This is a genomic window from Leucobacter chironomi DSM 19883 (assembly GCF_000421845.1).
GTDB classification, from domain to species: domain Bacteria; phylum Actinomycetota; class Actinomycetes; order Actinomycetales; family Microbacteriaceae; genus Leucobacter; species Leucobacter chironomi.
On the sequence record NZ_ATXU01000003.1, the window covers coordinates 223,200 to 239,221 of the forward strand.

Annotated in this window: 8 protein-coding genes; 2 read left to right on the plus strand and 6 right to left on the minus strand. The window is 71.2% G+C overall.

Going from position 1 to position 16,022, the window contains the following annotated elements; all coding sequences use genetic code 11:
* Positions 1-68 precede the first annotated feature (68 nt).
* The 4 genes from rlmH to H629_RS14450 all read right to left on the minus strand — a co-directional run bounded on the left by rlmH (position 69) and on the right by H629_RS14450 (position 5,961).
* A complete protein-coding gene (rlmH, locus tag H629_RS0104885) occupies positions 69-527 on the minus strand; it encodes a 23S rRNA (pseudouridine(1915)-N(3))-methyltransferase RlmH (RefSeq protein ID WP_024356184.1) in 459 nt (152 codons plus the stop codon).
* A complete protein-coding gene (locus tag H629_RS0104890) occupies positions 524-1,750 on the minus strand; it encodes a pyridoxal phosphate-dependent aminotransferase (RefSeq protein WP_024356185.1) in 1,227 nt (408 codons plus the stop codon). The genes rlmH and H629_RS0104890 overlap by 4 nt, the downstream gene beginning before the upstream one ends.
* A gap of 232 nt (positions 1,751-1,982) precedes the next feature.
* Entirely contained in the window at positions 1,983-3,851 is a 1,869-nt protein-coding gene (locus H629_RS0104895) for an ABC transporter ATP-binding protein (RefSeq protein WP_024356186.1), read from the minus strand.
* A gap of 133 nt (positions 3,852-3,984) precedes the next feature.
* Positions 3,985-5,961 carry a sigma-70 family RNA polymerase sigma factor gene (locus tag H629_RS14450; protein WP_051137802.1) on the minus strand — a complete coding sequence of 659 codons (1,977 nt, stop codon included), beginning with the start codon at positions 5,959-5,961 and terminating at the stop codon, positions 3,985-3,987.
* A 323-nt stretch (positions 5,962-6,284) separates the two neighbouring features.
* On the opposite strand from H629_RS14450, the gene H629_RS13980 reads away from it, so the two are divergent.
* The gene (locus tag H629_RS13980; RefSeq protein ID WP_152485645.1) at positions 6,285-12,863 is read left to right on the plus strand and encodes a DUF5979 domain-containing protein; all 6,579 of its coding nucleotides are present in this window, start codon (positions 6,285-6,287) and stop codon (positions 12,861-12,863) included.
* A gap of 129 nt (positions 12,864-12,992) precedes the next feature.
* Here H629_RS13980 and H629_RS0104915 read toward each other — a convergent pair whose 3' ends face one another.
* Together H629_RS0104915 and H629_RS0104920 are read right to left on the minus strand one after the other, a co-directional pair.
* Positions 12,993-13,304, minus strand: a complete 312-nt coding sequence (locus H629_RS0104915) for a thiamine-binding protein (protein WP_024356189.1) — start codon at positions 13,302-13,304, stop codon at positions 12,993-12,995.
* Positions 13,305-13,401: 97 nt separating this feature from the next.
* A complete protein-coding gene (locus H629_RS0104920; protein ID WP_024356190.1) occupies positions 13,402-14,901 on the minus strand; it encodes a DHA2 family efflux MFS transporter permease subunit in 1,500 nt (499 codons plus the stop codon).
* Between the two features lie 129 nt (positions 14,902-15,030).
* Here H629_RS0104920 and H629_RS0104925 point away from each other — a divergent pair, with 129 nt between their 5' ends.
* Entirely contained in the window at positions 15,031-15,879 is an 849-nt protein-coding gene (locus H629_RS0104925) for an aldo/keto reductase (protein WP_024356191.1), read from the plus strand.
* Positions 15,880-16,022: the final 143 nt, after the last annotated feature.

Sequence of the window (16,022 nt, forward strand, 5' to 3'; positions counted from 1 at the left end):
GACTGCGCGCGTGGTGCCACGCCTCGATGACCTCGCCCGCGCCCTCTCCCCCGACGGCACCGATCCGCTTACACGTGGTGGTAGGGCCTTCCGGCGGCGATCTCCTGTGCGCGATAGACCTGCTCGGCGAGGATCAGGCGCACGAGCTGATGCGGGAAGACGAGCTTCGACAGGCTCCACACGAAGTCGGCGCGCTCACGCACGCGATCCGCCACCCCGTACGCGCCCCCGATCGCCACCGTCACCGGCCGGCCCGCCGCGAACGCGCCCTGCAGCGTCGCGGCGAGCGCCGGCGAGTCGACGTTGCGGCCGCGCTCATCGAGCAGCACGAGGAACGCGTCGCGATCCACCTTCGCGAGGATGCGCTCCGATTCCTCGGCCCGCGCCGCATCCCCCTCGCGCGAGGAATGGGGCAGCAGCTGCCAGCTCACATCGAAGGGCTTGCGGAGGCGCTTCTCGTAGCGGTCAATGCCCTCCGCGACCCACGCCTCGTGCTTCTTGCCCACCGCGAGCACCCGCACCGTCATCGTGCGCGCCTCGTCTCGAGATGATCGGCGATGCGCCCGATCGCCTCGGTGAGCACCGGCACCGGCGGCAGCGTCACGAAGCGCAGGTGATCGGGAGTGGGCAGGTTGAAGCCGCGCCCGTTGGTGACGAGCACCCGGGTTGCGCGCAGCAGCTCGATCACGAACTGCTGGTCGTCATCGATCGGATACACCTCGGGGTCGAGTCGGGGGAAGAGATAGAGCGCGCCGCCCGGCCGCTCGCAGCTCACACCGGGGATCTCCGTCAGCAGCCGATGAGCGACATCGCGCTGCTCCCTGAGCCGACCCCCGGGCGCGCAGAGCTCGGCGACGCCCGACCAGTTCGACTCGGCCGCGAGCGCGATCGGGATCGCGTGCTGCGCGGGCACGCTCGCGCACATGCGCATGTTCGCGAGCAGGGTGAGCCCCTCGAGGAAATCGTGCGCGGCCGTGCGGTCGCCTGAGACGGCCACCCAGCCCGAGCGGTAGCCCGCGATGCGCTGCGCCTTCGACAACCCGCTGAACGTGAGGCAGAGCGTGTCACGCACGTGCAGCGCGGCGTGCTCGTGCACAGCGCCGTCGTACAGGATGCGCTCGTAGATCTCATCGGCCATCAGCACGAGGCCGTGCCGTTCGGCGAGCGCCGCGAAACCGCGCACCAGTTCGGCCGAGTAGACGGCGCCCGTGGGGTTGTTCGGGTTGATGAGCACGATGCCCGTGGTGCGCGGGGTGATGAGGCGCTCGATCGCCTCGAGATCCGGCATCCACCCGTTCGACTCATCACAGGGGTAGTGCACGGCGAGGCCGCCCGAGAGCGTCACCTGCGCCGTCCACAGCGGGTAGTCGGGGGCCGGCACGAGAATCTCATCGCCGTCGTCGACGAGGGCCTGCAGCACGAGCGAGATCATCTCGCTCACGCCGTTGCCGATGAACACGTCGTCGGGGCCGACACCCGCAACGCCCTCCTCAGCGTAGAAGCGGGCGACGGCCTCGCGGGCGGCGAGGATGCCGCGGGAGTCGCTGTAGCCCTGAGCGGTGGGCAGGATCCGCCGCAGCTCCTCCACGATCTCGGGCGGCGCCTCGAAGCCGAAGGGGGCAGGGTTACCGATGTTGAGCTTGAGGATCTCGTGCCCCTCGCGCTCGAGGCGCTCGGCCTCCTGCAGGATCGGGCCGCGCACGTCGTAGCGCACCCCCGCCAACTTGCTGGACTGGGTGATGGGGCGCACGCGAAGATCCTACTCCCGGTCGGCGCCGCTGCGCGGAGAACCCCGCGCAGGCTCCAGGCTGCCCCACCGGGGAACCCGGCGTCGAAAGGCGGGTTTCGCATGGTGGATCGCCGATCCGCATGCGAAATCCGCCTTTCGGCGGAGCGACACGGGGGGCAGGGCTCGCGGGGTAGGGCAAGGGCAGAGCTCGCGGGGCAGGGTGGGGGCGCCCGGATGCCGCACCCAAGCCCCCTCAGCTCTGCTGCGCGTAGAGTTCGGCGTAGGCGCCGTCGCGCAGCAGCAGTTCGTGGTGCGTGCCCTGTTCGAGGATGCGGCCGCCGCCGACCACGTAGATGCGGTCGGCGTCGACGACCGTGGAGAGCCGGTGGGCGATCGCGATCGTGGTGCGTCCGCTGCGCGCGTCGTCGAGGGCGCGCTGCACGGCCCGCTCGTTCACGGTGTCGAGCGCACTGGTCGCCTCGTCGAGCACGAGCACCCGCGGGTTCTTGAGCAGCACTCGGGCGATGGCGATGCGCTGCTTCTCGCCGCCGGACAGCCGGTAGCCGCGCTCCCCCACAACGGTGTCGTAGCCGTCGGCGAAGCCGGCGATGGTGTCGTGGATGTTGGCGAGCCTCGCGGCCGCCTCCAGTTCCTGCTGCGACGCGTCGGGTTTCGCGTAGCGCAGGTTCGCGGCGACGGAGGCGTGGAAGAGGTAGGGCTCCTGCGTCACTACGCCGATGCGGTCGACGAGGGCCTCGTGGCGCAGCTCGCGCACGTCGTCGCCCGCGTAGCGCACGGTGCCGGCGCTCGCGTCGTAGAGGCGCGGGATCAGTGAACCGATCGTGGTCTTGCCCGATCCCGAGGCGCCCACGAAGGCCACGAACTCGCCCGGTTCCACGTGAAACGTCACCCCGTCGAGCGTGGGCCGCTGCTGCGCCCCGGCGTCGGGGTACCGGAACGAGACCCCGTCGAACTCCACCCGGCCCGCTCGGCCGGGGGCGTCCGACGGTTCGCGGGCGTCGGGGGCATCGGTGATCGCGGGATCGAGGTCGAGGTACTCGAAGATTCGCGCGAAGAGCGCCTTCGAGGTCTGGAGGTCGAGCGCGATGCGCATGAGCGCCATGAGCGGGAAGAGCAGTCGCGACTGCACCGTGGTGAACGCGACGATGGTGCCGGCCGTGATGCCGGGATCGAAGCCCTCGCCCTGCCCGCGAGCGATGATCCACCCCGACACCAGGTAGACGATCGCGGGCACGGCCGAGAGGAACACCTGCACGAGCGCGAAGAACACCTGGCCGCTCATGGTCTGCCGCACCTGCAGCTCGATCTGCCTGCGGTTCTCGGCGGCGTAGCGCTCGGTCTCGGCGCGCTGCCGCGAGTAGGTCTTCGCGAGCAGCACGCCCGAGACCGAGAGGGCCTCCTGCGTGATGGCCGTCATCTCGGACAGCGACTCCTGGGTGCGGCCCGCGATGCGGGCGCGAACCTGCCCCACGCGGCGCTGCGCGATCACGAGGATCGGCATCAGCACGACCGCGATGAGGGTGAGCTGCCAGCTGAGCAGCAGCATCGCGACCGCCGCCGCGATCACCGTGACGGTGTTGCCGATGATGTTCGCGACGGTGTTGGTGAGCACGTTGGCGACGCCGCCCACGTCGTTCTGCAGACGCGACTGGATCACGCCCGTCTTGGTGCGGGTGAAGAAGCCGAGCTCCATCGACTGCAGGTGCGCGAACAGCCGCACCCGCAGGTCGCCCATCACGCGGTTGCCCACGCGCGCGGTGAAGAGCGTCTGCACGATGCCGATCGCCGACGACAGCACGAAGGCCGCGATCATGCCCGCTACCAGCCAGGACAGCAGCTCGAGATTCGGCGCCCCGTCTGGCGGGAACAGGCCGTCGTCGAACACGCGCTGCGTGAGGAGCGGCGGCAGGATGCCGAGCGCCGCGGAGATCAGCACCAGCACGATGATCACCGCGAGCTGCCAGCGGTACGGCGAGAAGAGCGCCGCGATGCGCGGACCGAGACCCGGGATCTGCGGGGCCGCCTCGTTGATCTCGCGCTGGCGCGCCGCGTCGCCGGCGGACACGCGCGACCCGCGCCCGCCTCCCATGCCACCGCCCATACTCATGGTTCGGAGACTACCCGCAACCACCGACATTCACGCGGCGCGTCCGCTGCCGGCGGAGCCGCGGGGAGGCGCAGCGGCCGCGGGAAAGCACAGCGGCCGCGGGAGACGCAGCAGCCGTGCGCCGCCGCTACGGCCCGCACTCGACGAGCGCGTCGACCGGCAGCCAGGTCGACGTCGTGCCCGATCCCCCGCTCCAGAAGCCCGGAGTCTGCACGCGGAGCTCGATCACGCCCGCCTGACCGGTGTTGTAGTCGTCGACCGATACGGGCGGGAAATCCAGCGAGAACGTCGCCGACCAGGTGTGCGGGGCCCACAGCCCGGCACGCGCGAGAAGACCGTGCCAGGTGAGCCACGGGTAGCGCAGATCCGACGCGCCATCGAGCAGCGGATCGACGATCGGCGTGGTGACCCCGAGCAGGCGGTGCCGCGCAAAGACCACCCCATACTCGGAGAGCGCACCGTCGAGGCGCACGGTGCCCGGCTGGTCGCCGGGAATCGCCGCGCAGAGCCCGGTCACACTGATCCCGGAGACGACCTTGGGCCCCGTTCCGCCGCACTGCACGAGCGCAACGCCCAGCCAGGGACCGGCGGAGGCGCCCGCGACAAGACGCGCCTCGAGAGCAGCCGCCCCTCCGACAAGGGCATCGAGCCCGGACACCGCACCCGACGACCAGTGCCGGTCGCCCCCGGTCACCGCGGTCGTCGTGCCGCCGCCCAGCTCAGCGGGGAAGCGCAGCTCCACCGAGCCCGGCACATTCGACCGCCCCGAGATGACGTACTGCCCCGCGTCGACGTCGGGAGTGAAGCACTCGACCCCGGGGAGCAGGCCGGCCGGCTGCGGGCCGGTCGGATCCGTCGGATCGACCGGCTGCTCGGGATCGACGGGCGCCGGCGCCGGCGAACCCGGAACTCCGTCGCCGGGCTTCGTCTGCGGCGCCGCAACCGTCGACTCCGTGCGCGGCTCCCGAGCGGGACGCGGATCCGCCGGCACGACCGCCGCCGCCTCATCCGCCTGCTGTCCGCCTGCGTCGGCTGCGGCAGCGAGGTCTCCGGACCGGTCGGCGGCTTCAGACCCCGACTCCCCCGAAGGCGCGGCCTCGACCGGAGCCGTCGATTCCACTCCGCCGCTCGCCAGGGAGTTCACGAGGAGCACACCGCCGACCGCGGCCGCGGCGAGCGCCGCTGTAGCGACCACGGCGATCGAGGCGACCACCACTCCGCCGAGACCGCCCGCGCCCCCCGACGATCCGCCCGCGGAGCCCCCGGCACCCGCGCCGCCAGACCCCGCAGCACCGCCACCGCTCACGGCCGCGGCGGCCGCGGCGGCCGAGACGCCCGACCCGGCCCCGAGCGTCGCCGCGAACGCGGCCGCGGATCCGCCGCCGAGCACCACCACCGAGAGCACGAGGGCGAGCTGACGATTGAGCACCGTGAACTCGGCAGCCACCGCGGTGCACGCATCGCAGCCGTCGAGATGCGCCCCGACCTCGCGGCTCTGCTTGGCCGGCAGCTTGCCGCGCTGGTAGCTCTGCAGACGACGGCGCACGGTGCGGCAGGCGACGTCGGCGAGCTCCATGTCTGCGTGCTCCTCGACCCACGCCGACTGCAGCCCCTCCCTCGCGCGCGCGGCGAGTGCAGAGACGCCGTTCGCCGAGATGCCGAGCAGCGGCGCCGCCTCCCGCGGCGGCAGGCCCTCGACGACGGTGTACCAGAGCACCGCCCGCCAGCGCTCGGGCAACGACGCGAAGGCCCGGGCCGCAGACTCGCGATCGAAGGCCGCCTCCTCGCCTGGCGCCTCCCCGGCGAGGTCCGGCGTCGTCTCGAGATCGGCGACGGCGTGCTCCGGCGATCGGTAGGCGTCCACCGCGAGCGAGGAGATCACCCGGTAGAGGTACGGGCGGAACGCGCCGGTGGGCCCGCGTCCGTCGCGCACGAGCTCGAAGATCTTCAGGTACGCCCCGGCGACGAGATCGTCGGCATCGAGCGAGGGCGCGATATTGCGGGCGGCCGCGAGCCCGGGAAGACGATGCCGTCGCCACAGCTCGGCGAACGCCCCGTCGTCACCGTCACGACTGAGCGCGAGCAGCTCGGAATCCGAGCGCACTCGCCAATGATCGCTCACCACCACAAGCCCCCGCTGGTTGCGGATCCGCGACGTATTCCCATCGCCGCGCACCCAGATAAGCCCCCGCGCGCCATGTACGGCGCCCGGGTTCCCCCTCATCGATTATCCGCGCAACGCCCTGGAAATCCACTCCAGACGACAACCGAAAAAAATTCTGTCAACCGCGCGTCACGATTCGAGGTCATCTCCGTCTTCTCTGTGCCCGGCTTCTGCGCTGCTTCCCCCAGAAGTATTCCCAAGCGCAGGAGTCGGGCTTCGAGCGCAGAGGTGCGCTCGAACCGTACCGAAGGGGGACACAAGGTATGCGAGTCACAGCGCTCGGATGGACGGATCGGGATCGGCCGAAGGGGCGACGCGCGATGCGCGTGCTCGCGGGGGCGCTCTCGGCGCTGCTGTTCGGCGGCACTCTCGCAGTGGGCGGGCAGGTGCTGCCGGCGACCGCGGCGGAGGGGGCCTCGATCCTCATCAGCAAGACGGTGAACGGGGAGAAAGAGGTACGCGACCTGCGGCCCGGCGACTCCGTCACCTACCGTGTCGAGTTCCTCGCGAACGACGAAGACGCCGACGGCCCGGCGATCGTCGTCGACGCGCTGCCCGCCGCATTCGCGGGATGGCGGATCAGCGACCTCGGTGCGAGCTTCAACAACCAGCGCACCGGTGTGACCCTCGACCTCCCGGGCATCGCCGCAGGCGACTCCCCCGCCCAGCCCCTGAGCGGCACCCTCCCGAGCGACCCCGCGGAGCTGCGGATCACCGTCGGCGTCGCGCTGCCGGTGCAGGCGGGGACCGGCAACACCGCGGGCACCGGCCTGCCGACCGGCGCCCAGGGCGTGCTCGAATACACGATCACCGTTCCGGAGGGCCTCGCCCCGAACGACCCGGTGCTCCGAACCGACCTCACGAACACCGCGACCATCACCGCGAAATCGGGTGCGAAGCCGCTCGAGGCCTCGTCGAGCGCGATCATCGAGGTCGACAACCCCATCGTGATCGACGTCGCACCGGCGAAGAGCTGGAGCCCGGCCGCGCAGAGCTACGAGCCCGGAGCCGCCTCGACCGTCACCATCGGTGCGACCCAGGCCTCGAACGTTCCCGCCAGTGCGCTCCGACTGCAGGATCCCGCCGATCCGGCGCTCGCACCCGAGGGGGCGAGCGCGCTGCCCGCAGGCAACCCCTTCAACTTCGTCGACTTCGCCGGCTTCACCGCTCCCGCGGACCCGACGAGCGCCCGCCCCGACGGTGCCGACAGCACCGCCGTCGAGGTCTACCGCCTCAGCGGCGGAAGCTGGAACTGGGTGGCGTGGACCCCGACGATCCCGAACTCCGACATCGCGGGCGTGCGCACCTCCTACACCGCCGCCGGAGCGACCATCCTTCCCGGCGCCTCGGCGTCGCAGGCCTTCTCCGTGACGCAGCGCGCCACGAACCGCAGCACCGGCGCGACCGTGTCGACCGGCTGGACGGCGACGAACACCGTGCTCGCCACGGTCGAGGCCCCCGATCAGCCGCCGGTCTCGAAGCCGACGCAGGCCGGGTTCGAGGTGGCGCCCGAAGCGATCTCGGTCGACGCCCAGAAGCGCTTCTACCCCCTCCCCGGCGGCTCCGAGACCACCGCGCTCGCCGACGTCACCGCGGGCGAAGCGGTGGGTGTCGTACTCCGCGCCATCAACCCCGAAGCACCCCGGAGCACCACCCTCGACACGCTGACGATCGCCGAGCCCGGCACGGGCTCCGATCCGCTGTTCCTGGGCTCCGATCTCGTCTTCGCCGGCTTCGACAACAGCGATCTCGACGCGATCTGGCCGGAGGGCGCAACCTCCGCCGAGCTCACCTGGCTCCACGACGGCGGCCCGACCACCATCCCGCTGACGAGGGGCGACCCGCTGCCCGCCCCGCCCGCCGGCACGACCATCACCGGCTTCTCCCTCACCTACGCGGGGAAGATCGCGACGAACACCGCCGCCGAGGTGCGCTACCGCATCCAGACGAACTCCGACGAGGCCTTCGTCGCCCCCGGCGCGCGCACCCAGCCGCTGCCGAACGTCATCGAGGTCTCCGGCACCAAGACCGGACTCCCCGACGCGACCGAAGAGGCCAGCGCGACGCTCGCGCTCGTCGCCCCTCGGATCGACGTCACCATCGACAAGCGCGTCGGCCCCGGAACCGTGCTCCCCGGCCAGAACGTCGTCGTGCAGCTCGACACCTCTGCCGCCACCGGCGGCGGTCGCACCAAGCCCACCACGATCACCGTCGAGGATGCGTGGAGCGGCGTCAGCACCTTCTGGGACGCCTTCGACGCGACGCAGATCCTCCCCCCGATCAGCCGGCCGGTGAACACGACCGAGCCCGCGACCCAGGCCACGCTCGAGATCTACACCCGCGACGCAAGCGGCAACTGGGCGACGACCCCGCTCGTCACCAACCCCCCGGAGAACGAGGCGTATCCGCTCCCCGCCGGCATCACCGGCGTGCGCTTCGTGTACACCAACAGCAACGGGCTCTCGCAGAAGACCTACGTGAAGCCCAACCTGTCGTTCACCGCCCGTTCGACGTTGCGGAGCGACGCCTCCAAGCCGACCGCGACCGACTTCCTCACGGCAGAGCGCTACACGAACGTCGCCTCCGCGACCGGCACCGGTGAACTCGACAGCCGCGTCGTCACCGGAACCGACGACGACACTGAGATCGTCGGCGTGCGCGGCACGCAGGACAACGGGCCGGCACCCGGCACCGGCATGTGGGCATCCAAAGCCTGGGCCGATGACGTGCTCACCTCGCAGTCGGGGGCCCGCACCTCGACCACGCAGCGCTGGGCCGCCACCGAGTCCGGCTACAGCACGGTCGTGCTCCAGGATCCGTCCGCACCCACCGCGAGCGGCGCAGGCACCGTGTTCGAGGCGTTCAACCTCACCCATGTGCGCCCGATCCGCACGAGCGGATCCGCCGGATCCGGCACCGTCGACCCCCGGCTCGCCTGGGATCTCGTCACCGACGTGCAGCTCTACAACGGCAGCGACTGGGTGAGCGTGACCCCGATCCCCGGCGGCAGCTGGATGAACGCCACCGGCTTCACCGGCTACACCCTCACGCCCGAGCAGCAGCTCAGCACGCTGGGCGTGCGCCTCGTGCTCGCCGAGAACACGGCAGCGCGCGAGGCCGCATTCGCGAACGGCGACCTCACCGCGCCGAAGGCCGGCACCGGCGTCTCCGCTTCGGCCGACATCCGCGCCTTCCGTCTCGACTGGCAGCTCCGCGAACGCGCACGCACCGCCGACGGCTCGGTGAAGTGGGTGAAGCAGCACGACACGACCTTCAACTGCGTCGGCGCCGCCGACGGCTGCGTCGAGAACGTCTTCGCCGCAACCGGGATCCACAGCGACTCGACCTCGGACACGGTCACCGCGGCGGACACGATCCAAGTGCTCGACGGCACGACGAACGTGGACCTCGTGAAGCAGGTGCAGCCCATCGACTCCGCGACCGGCGCCCCCACCGGCACGCCCGCGGACGACATCGAGATGACCGTTCCGAACCCCGGCGAGCTCACCGCGGCCGACTACCCGCGCGCCCGCTACACGCTCACGGCGTCGAACGCCTCGACCGCGCCCACGGGCGCGAGGGACGCCATGCGGCTCGCGAAGATCCGCATCGCCGACACCCGGCGGCCCGACGCCCCCGTCGCGATCGACCAGAGCCAGTTCGCGGGCCGCGACTACGGCGCCGAGGTGCGCGGCGCGGGCAATCACTTCGACGTCTTCACCCTCACCGGGGTGAGCTACGGCACGCTGCCCGCCTTCATCGACACCACGGACAGCGAGGTGGAGGTGTGGCTCTACGACGGCACCGCCGCCGGCACCCGGGAAGTGTTCACGCTCCGGCAGGTGCTCGACGGGGATCCCGCGTTCACGGCCCTGCTGCCCGACGTGATCGGCATCGCGACCACGTTCTCAGGCACCGACCCCGAGGAGAACGGCAACCGCATCACCGTGGGCAGCGAGCTCGTCATGCACCTCGACGTGCAGTTGCGCGAGCAGTCGCGACTCACCGGCCTCCCGGTCGAGGGCGGCGATCTCGACTCCGTGGTGAGCGTGCCGAACCTCGCGGTCGCCCGCGGCTCGGACGCCGTGATCGCACCCGGAACGCAGCCGAGCGACACCGCCCAGGCCGCCGTCGACCTGCGGAAGGCCGCAGTGCGGGTCGATCTGCAGAAGACAGTCGCCGTGCAGCACGGCGCGACGAGCGACGACACGATCATCGAGGCCTCGCCCTCCGACCCGGTGCACGTGGCGCTCACCGCGACCCCGAACGGCTCCACCGCACCGCTGAACACGCTGCGCATCGAGGACGACACCGCGTCGTTCTGGCAGCGCTTCGAGTTCGTGTCGTTCGGCACGGTCACCTCCCCCCGGGACGCCGACACCTCGGCGCTGCAGGTGCGGGTCGACGGCGTCTGGACGGCGTACGACGGCTTCACCGGGGATCCGGCGACGATCACGGGCGTCGCGGTCGACTTCTCGCGTGCGGCAGGGAACGGGCTGTTCCCGCAGGGCGCGACCTCGTGGAATGCGTCGTGGGGCACCGCCGCACTCGGCTTCACCGTGCGCCTGCGCACGGGCGTCGCGGTCGACTGGACCGGCGACAGCGAGCAGAACATCGCGATCGCCGTCGCAGACAATCACGAGTTCGGCGACGCAGAAGCCGACGCAGACGCCGAAGTGGGCTTCGGGCCCGGCACGCACACGCTCAGGGTGAGCAAACGCGCCCCGAACGACACCGGCACCCACCAGGTCGAGCCGCTCGTGCACATGCCCTGGCAGCTCGTCTTCACGAACACCGGCACGGGCTACCTGCCCATCGTGAACGTCACCGACACTCTCCCGGCCACGCTCGACTGGGACGGCGAACAGCCGACCTTCACGAGCACGCCCGGCGCGAGCGGGGCGACTGGTCTGAGTGCCACCCCCTCGGATGTCGCGATCACGCGCTCCGACGACGGCAGGTCGCTGGTGTTCACCTGGCCCGCGGGCGCCCGCATGGCTCCCGGCGAGACGATGACCATCGGGCTCGGGCTCGCGCTCCAGCCGGTCCCCACCGGCACCCAGGCGCAGAACACCGTCACCGTCGAGACCGGCGTGCCGCTCGCCGCGTGCCAGCAGCCGAACGACTTCGGGCAGCAGCCGCCCGCCCCGGTCGAGGCGTACCGCTGCTCGAACACGAACTTCGTGCAGCCGCGCGCGGGGACCGTCGTCGGATCGGCGAAGACGGTGAACGGCGAGTACGTCGACACCCTCGGCGAGAATCTCGTGCACGGCGCGCTCAACGTGCGCACCGGCGAGGAGTGCCTGCCGGCCGCCTACCGGCCCATCGGCTCCGACTACACGCGCAACCCCTGCGCGTCGTACACGGCGGTGGGGGCGACCGACACCTGGAAGCTGCAGCACTTCAACACCGGCACGAACCCGCTCGCACGGATGACGATCGTCGACATGATGCCGACGATCGGCGACAAGATGCTCGCGGGCGGCGCCGAGCGCGGCTCGACCTTCCGGCCCGTGCTCGTCGGCGAGAGCGCCTCGGACATCTTCCGCTTCAGCGGTTTGCCGGCGGGCGCGACACCGGCCATCGAGGTGACGGTGAACGCCGCCGCCTGCGTGGGCGAGGTGCCGGGCAGCTCGCTGTGGGTGGCGGATCCCACCTGCTCCGACACCGCGACGAACCCGGCGAACGTGTGGACGCCCATCGATGCCTACACCGGAGACATCGCCGACATCGCGGGCATCCGCGTGAACATCGACATGACCGCGGCGCCGCTCGCACCCGGCGGTGACGTCACCCTCGAGTTCGAGACGGTGAACCGCGTCGTCGACCCCGCAGAGCAGGGCCTCCGCCCGACGCTCGAGCAGTTCGCAACCCCGCAGTTCGCCTGGAACCAGAACGGCGTGATCGCATGGGACACCTCGGGGAACCGGGTGAATCTGCCCTCGACCCCGCAGCGCGCGGGCGTCACGGTGAAGACGGCCCCGCTCGTCATCTCGAAGGAGGTCGCCGGCGACGGTGCGGCGCACGCGCCCGAGGAGTTCCCCGTCGAGCTCTCGTGCACCGTGCCGAGCGGCGTCGCGGATCCCGCTCGCATCGCGCTCGACCTGGGCGACGCGGCGACAGTGATCGTGCCGAAGAACGGCTCGGCGACCGTGCCGGGACTGCCCATCGGAGCCGACTGCACGGCCGCAGAAGCCGGAGAGCTCGGCGCGCACGGCGAGACCGGGCGCTCGATCGAGGCGCAGCCCGGGGTCTCCCCGGCGACGGACGGGCTGAGCGCCGAGCTGCGCATCCGGGAGCAGGAGGACGGTGAGACGCAGCTGCGACTCAGCAACACCTACACCCTCGGCGGCATCGTCGTGGAGAAGTCGGTGCTCAGCGCCGACGAGCATCCGGTGGGAGCAGAGCACCGATCGGAGCGGTACGCGTTCGAGCTGGTCTGCGAGGCCCGCGGCCTGAACGAGCCGATCACGAAGCGGTTCACCCTCAGCGCCGGCGAGCGGCACGCCGAGACCGGGCTGCCCGAGGGCGCGCGCTGCACGCTCACCGAGACCGGAGACGGCAACGCGAAGGCGACCTCCATCACGATCGCAGGCGAGGAGAGCGCCGGCACGAGCCGTGACGGGATCGTGGTCGCAGCCGGCGGCGCGACGGTGCTCGTCTCGAACGTGTTCGACGGCGTGCCCCCGGCCCCGCCGGCCCCGCCGGCCCCGGGCGGGCACGATCCGCTCTCGACCACGGGTGGCGAGCTCTGGGGCCTCATCGCCGCCATGATCGCGCTCATCGCAGCGGGCGGCGGGCTCGTGCTCGCCGATCGACGCCGGAAGCGGATCGACGCCTGAGTCGGCTCCCAGACGTCGCAGCGGCGGTCGCCCTCAACGGGCGGCCGCCGCTGCGGCGTTACGGGGTGGCGGGTCGGGGACCGCGGTGCGGATCCGCCCCGGCATTTCCTGCTCTCCCGCTGCTCCCGGTTACTTCTCGGTGCCCTCGATCGCGCGCTCGAGCCGGGTGAGCTTCGCATCGAGCTCGCCCTCGTAGCCGGGGCGGATGTCGGCCTTCACCACGAGCGACACCCGCGATCCGAAGGGCATCACCGCCTCGGTGGCGCGCTTGACGACGTCGAAGACCTCGTCCCACTCCCCCTCGATCTCGGTGAACATGCTGCTGGTGCGGTGCGGCAGGCCCGAGGCGCGCACCACCTTCACCGCCTCGGCGACGGCGTCGGAGACGGAGTCACCAGGCTGCGGGCCGCCGCTCGGTGCGACGGAGAATGCGACGATCATGCGCGATCTTCCTTCCGGTTGGGGTTCGGGCGGGCGAACGGCCCACCCCGGCGAGTATCCCAGGACGCGCCCGAACGGGCACGCAGGGGCTTCCGACTCACTCCGCGGGAGCTGCGGCCTGCTGCGCGTTCTTCGGGCGCCTCGCGAACAGCAGCGAGATGATCGCACCGACCACGATCACGCCCATCGGCATGAGGATCGACTCGGCCATCGCAGCCGTGAAGCCGCCCTGCAGCGCGTCGGGCAGCGCACCGGATCCGCCGCCGACACTGCCCGCCGCGTCGGCGGCCTCGGACCCGAGATGGGCCGCGATCCGCGATCCCATGAAGGCGGCCATCGCAGCCGAACCCAGCACCGCACCGATCTGGCGGCTCGTGTTGTAGACGCCGGAGCCGGCGCCCGCGAGATCCTGCGCGAGCCCGAAGGTGGTGATCGATGCGAGCGGGCCCCACATGAACGCGTTGCCGAGGCCGAGCACCGCACTCGGGATCAGCAGCAGCCAGAGCGACACCTCGGGGCGGGCCATGAGCGCGTAGCTCGCCAGGCCGGCGGCGACGAGCAGCAGGCCGAGCACGGGCAGACGGCGCGGATCGCGGCGGTCGATGAGCAGCCCGACGGGGCGCGCCAGCACGATCGACAGCACCGCCATCGGCACCATCATCAGCGCCGACTGCGTGGGCGTGAGCCCGCGCACCAGCTGCAGGTAGAACATGAGCGGCAGCGACATGCCGGTGACCGAGAAGCCGACCGTCACGATCACCGCCGAGCCGACCGAGAAGTTGCGGTCGCGGAAGATCTGCAACGGGATCAGCGGTTCGCCGCGCTGCACCCGCTGCCACAGCACGAACAGCGCAAGCACCACGACACCCGCGATGATGAGGCCCCACACGGTGATCGGGCCCCAGATCGTGCCCCACTCGAAGCTCTCGCCCTCCTGGATGCCGAACACGAGCAGGAACATGCCGAGCGCGCTCAGCAGCACCCCGAGCCAGTCGAAACGGTGCGCGTTGGTGGGCAGCACCGGCACGAAGCGCAGAGCGAGCACGAAGGCGATGACGCCGACGGGCACATTGATGAAGAAGATCCACTCCCAGCCCCAGGCATCGACGAGGAAACCGCCGAGGATCGGGCCCACCAGCGTCGCGACACCGGCCGTGACGCCCCAGACCGCCATCGCCGAGCCCCGCTCGAGCGGGGGGAAGATGCGCGTGATCACGGCCATGGTCTGCGGCGTCATGAGCGCCGCGCCGAGGCCCTGGAACACGCGGGCCGCGATGAGGGTCTCGATGCCGCCGGCCAGGCCGCATGCCAGCGACGACAGCGTGAAGACCGTCAGACCCACGAGGTAGATGCGGCGCGGGCCGAAGCGATCGCCGAGACGGCCCGTGATGAGCAGCGGCACGGCGTAGGCGAGCAGGTAAGCGCTCGTGGCCCACAGCGTCGCCACCATCGTGGTGTCGAGGCCCCGCATGATCGAGGGGTTCGCGACCGACACGATCGTGGTGTCGACGAGGATCATGAAGAAGCCGAGCACCAGAGACCACAGGGCCGGCCACGGCCTGATCTCGGGGTGGTTCGAGGAGTGGGTGCTGTTCACCCGGCAAGACTACTCCCGACCCCTGACACGGATGGGAGGGGCGGATCGCGGCCCTCGATCGGGGTGCTCGCCCCGGGGCGGATCGAGTCGGGGGTGGGCGCCGCGGCCGGCGTTCGGTAGCGTCGAGGCATGACTGCTGGCGCACCCCTCCCCGCCCCGCGGATCCCGATCGCCCCGGGCGTCGAGATGCCGCAGCTCGGCTACGGCCTGTACAAGGTGCCGGCCGACGACGCCGAGCGCTTGGTGGGGCTCGCCCTCGCCGCCGGGTACCGCCACCTCGACGGCGCCGCGTTCTACGGCAACGAGGCGGGGGTGGGGCGCGGGATCCGCGATGCCCTCGACGCCGGCCTCGACCGCGGAGAGCTCTTCGTCACCAGCAAGGTGTGGAACACCGAGCAGGGGTACGACCGCACCCTGCGCGCCTTCGATCGCACGCTCGCCGATCTGGGCCTCGAACAGCTCGATCTCTTCCTCATCCACTGGCCCTGCGCGGCCCGGGGTCTGTTCGTCGAGACGTATCGCGCGCTCGAACGGCTGCGCGCGGAGGGCCGGGTGCGAGCGATCGGCGTGAGCAACTTCCAGATCCCGCACCTGCAGCGGCTACTCGACGAGACCGGGACGGTGCCGGCCGTCAACCAGGTCGAGCTGCATCCCTGGTTGCAGCAGCGCCAGCTGCGCGAGTTCCACGCCGAGCACGGGATCACCACGGAGGCGTGGTCACCGCTCGCCCGGGGGCGTCTGCTCGACGACCCGGTGCTCGCACAGCTCGCGCGGGATCGCGGAGTCTCGGTCGCGCAACTCGCGATCCGCTGGCACCTGCAGATCGGCAACGTCGTGATCCCGAAGGCCAGCAGTGCCGCCCGGATCGCCGACAACGGCGACGTGTTCGGCTTCGAGCTCGATGCCCCGGCGATGGAGACGATCGCGGGACTGGATCGCGGCTTCCGCAGCGGATCCCACCCCGACGAGGTGAACTGAGGCCGGATACTCAGAGCAGCCCCGACCCCGACCCCGACCCCGACCCCGACCCCGACCCCGACCCCGACCCCGACCAAAAATATGGGATCTGCCGAAGATATGGGATTCAAGGTCGAATCGGTCATATCCTCGGCAGATCCCAT

What these genes read in the sequence shown, in the direction of transcription:
- H629_RS0104895 (WP_024356186.1), bottom strand. Translation starts at nt 3,851, where the DNA reads ATGGGCGGTGGCATGGGAGGCGGGCGCGGGTCGCGCGTGTCCGCCGGC.
- H629_RS0104915 (WP_024356189.1), bottom strand. Translation starts at nt 13,304, where the DNA reads ATGATCGTCGCATTCTCCGTCGCACCGAGCGGCGGCCCGCAGCCTGGT.
- H629_RS13980 (WP_152485645.1), top strand. Translation starts at nt 6,285, where the DNA reads ATGCGAGTCACAGCGCTCGGATGGACGGATCGGGATCGGCCGAAGGGG.
- H629_RS0104925 (WP_024356191.1), top strand. Translation starts at nt 15,031, where the DNA reads ATGACTGCTGGCGCACCCCTCCCCGCCCCGCGGATCCCGATCGCCCCG.
- rlmH (WP_024356184.1), bottom strand. Translation starts at nt 527, where the DNA reads ATGACGGTGCGGGTGCTCGCGGTGGGCAAGAAGCACGAGGCGTGGGTC.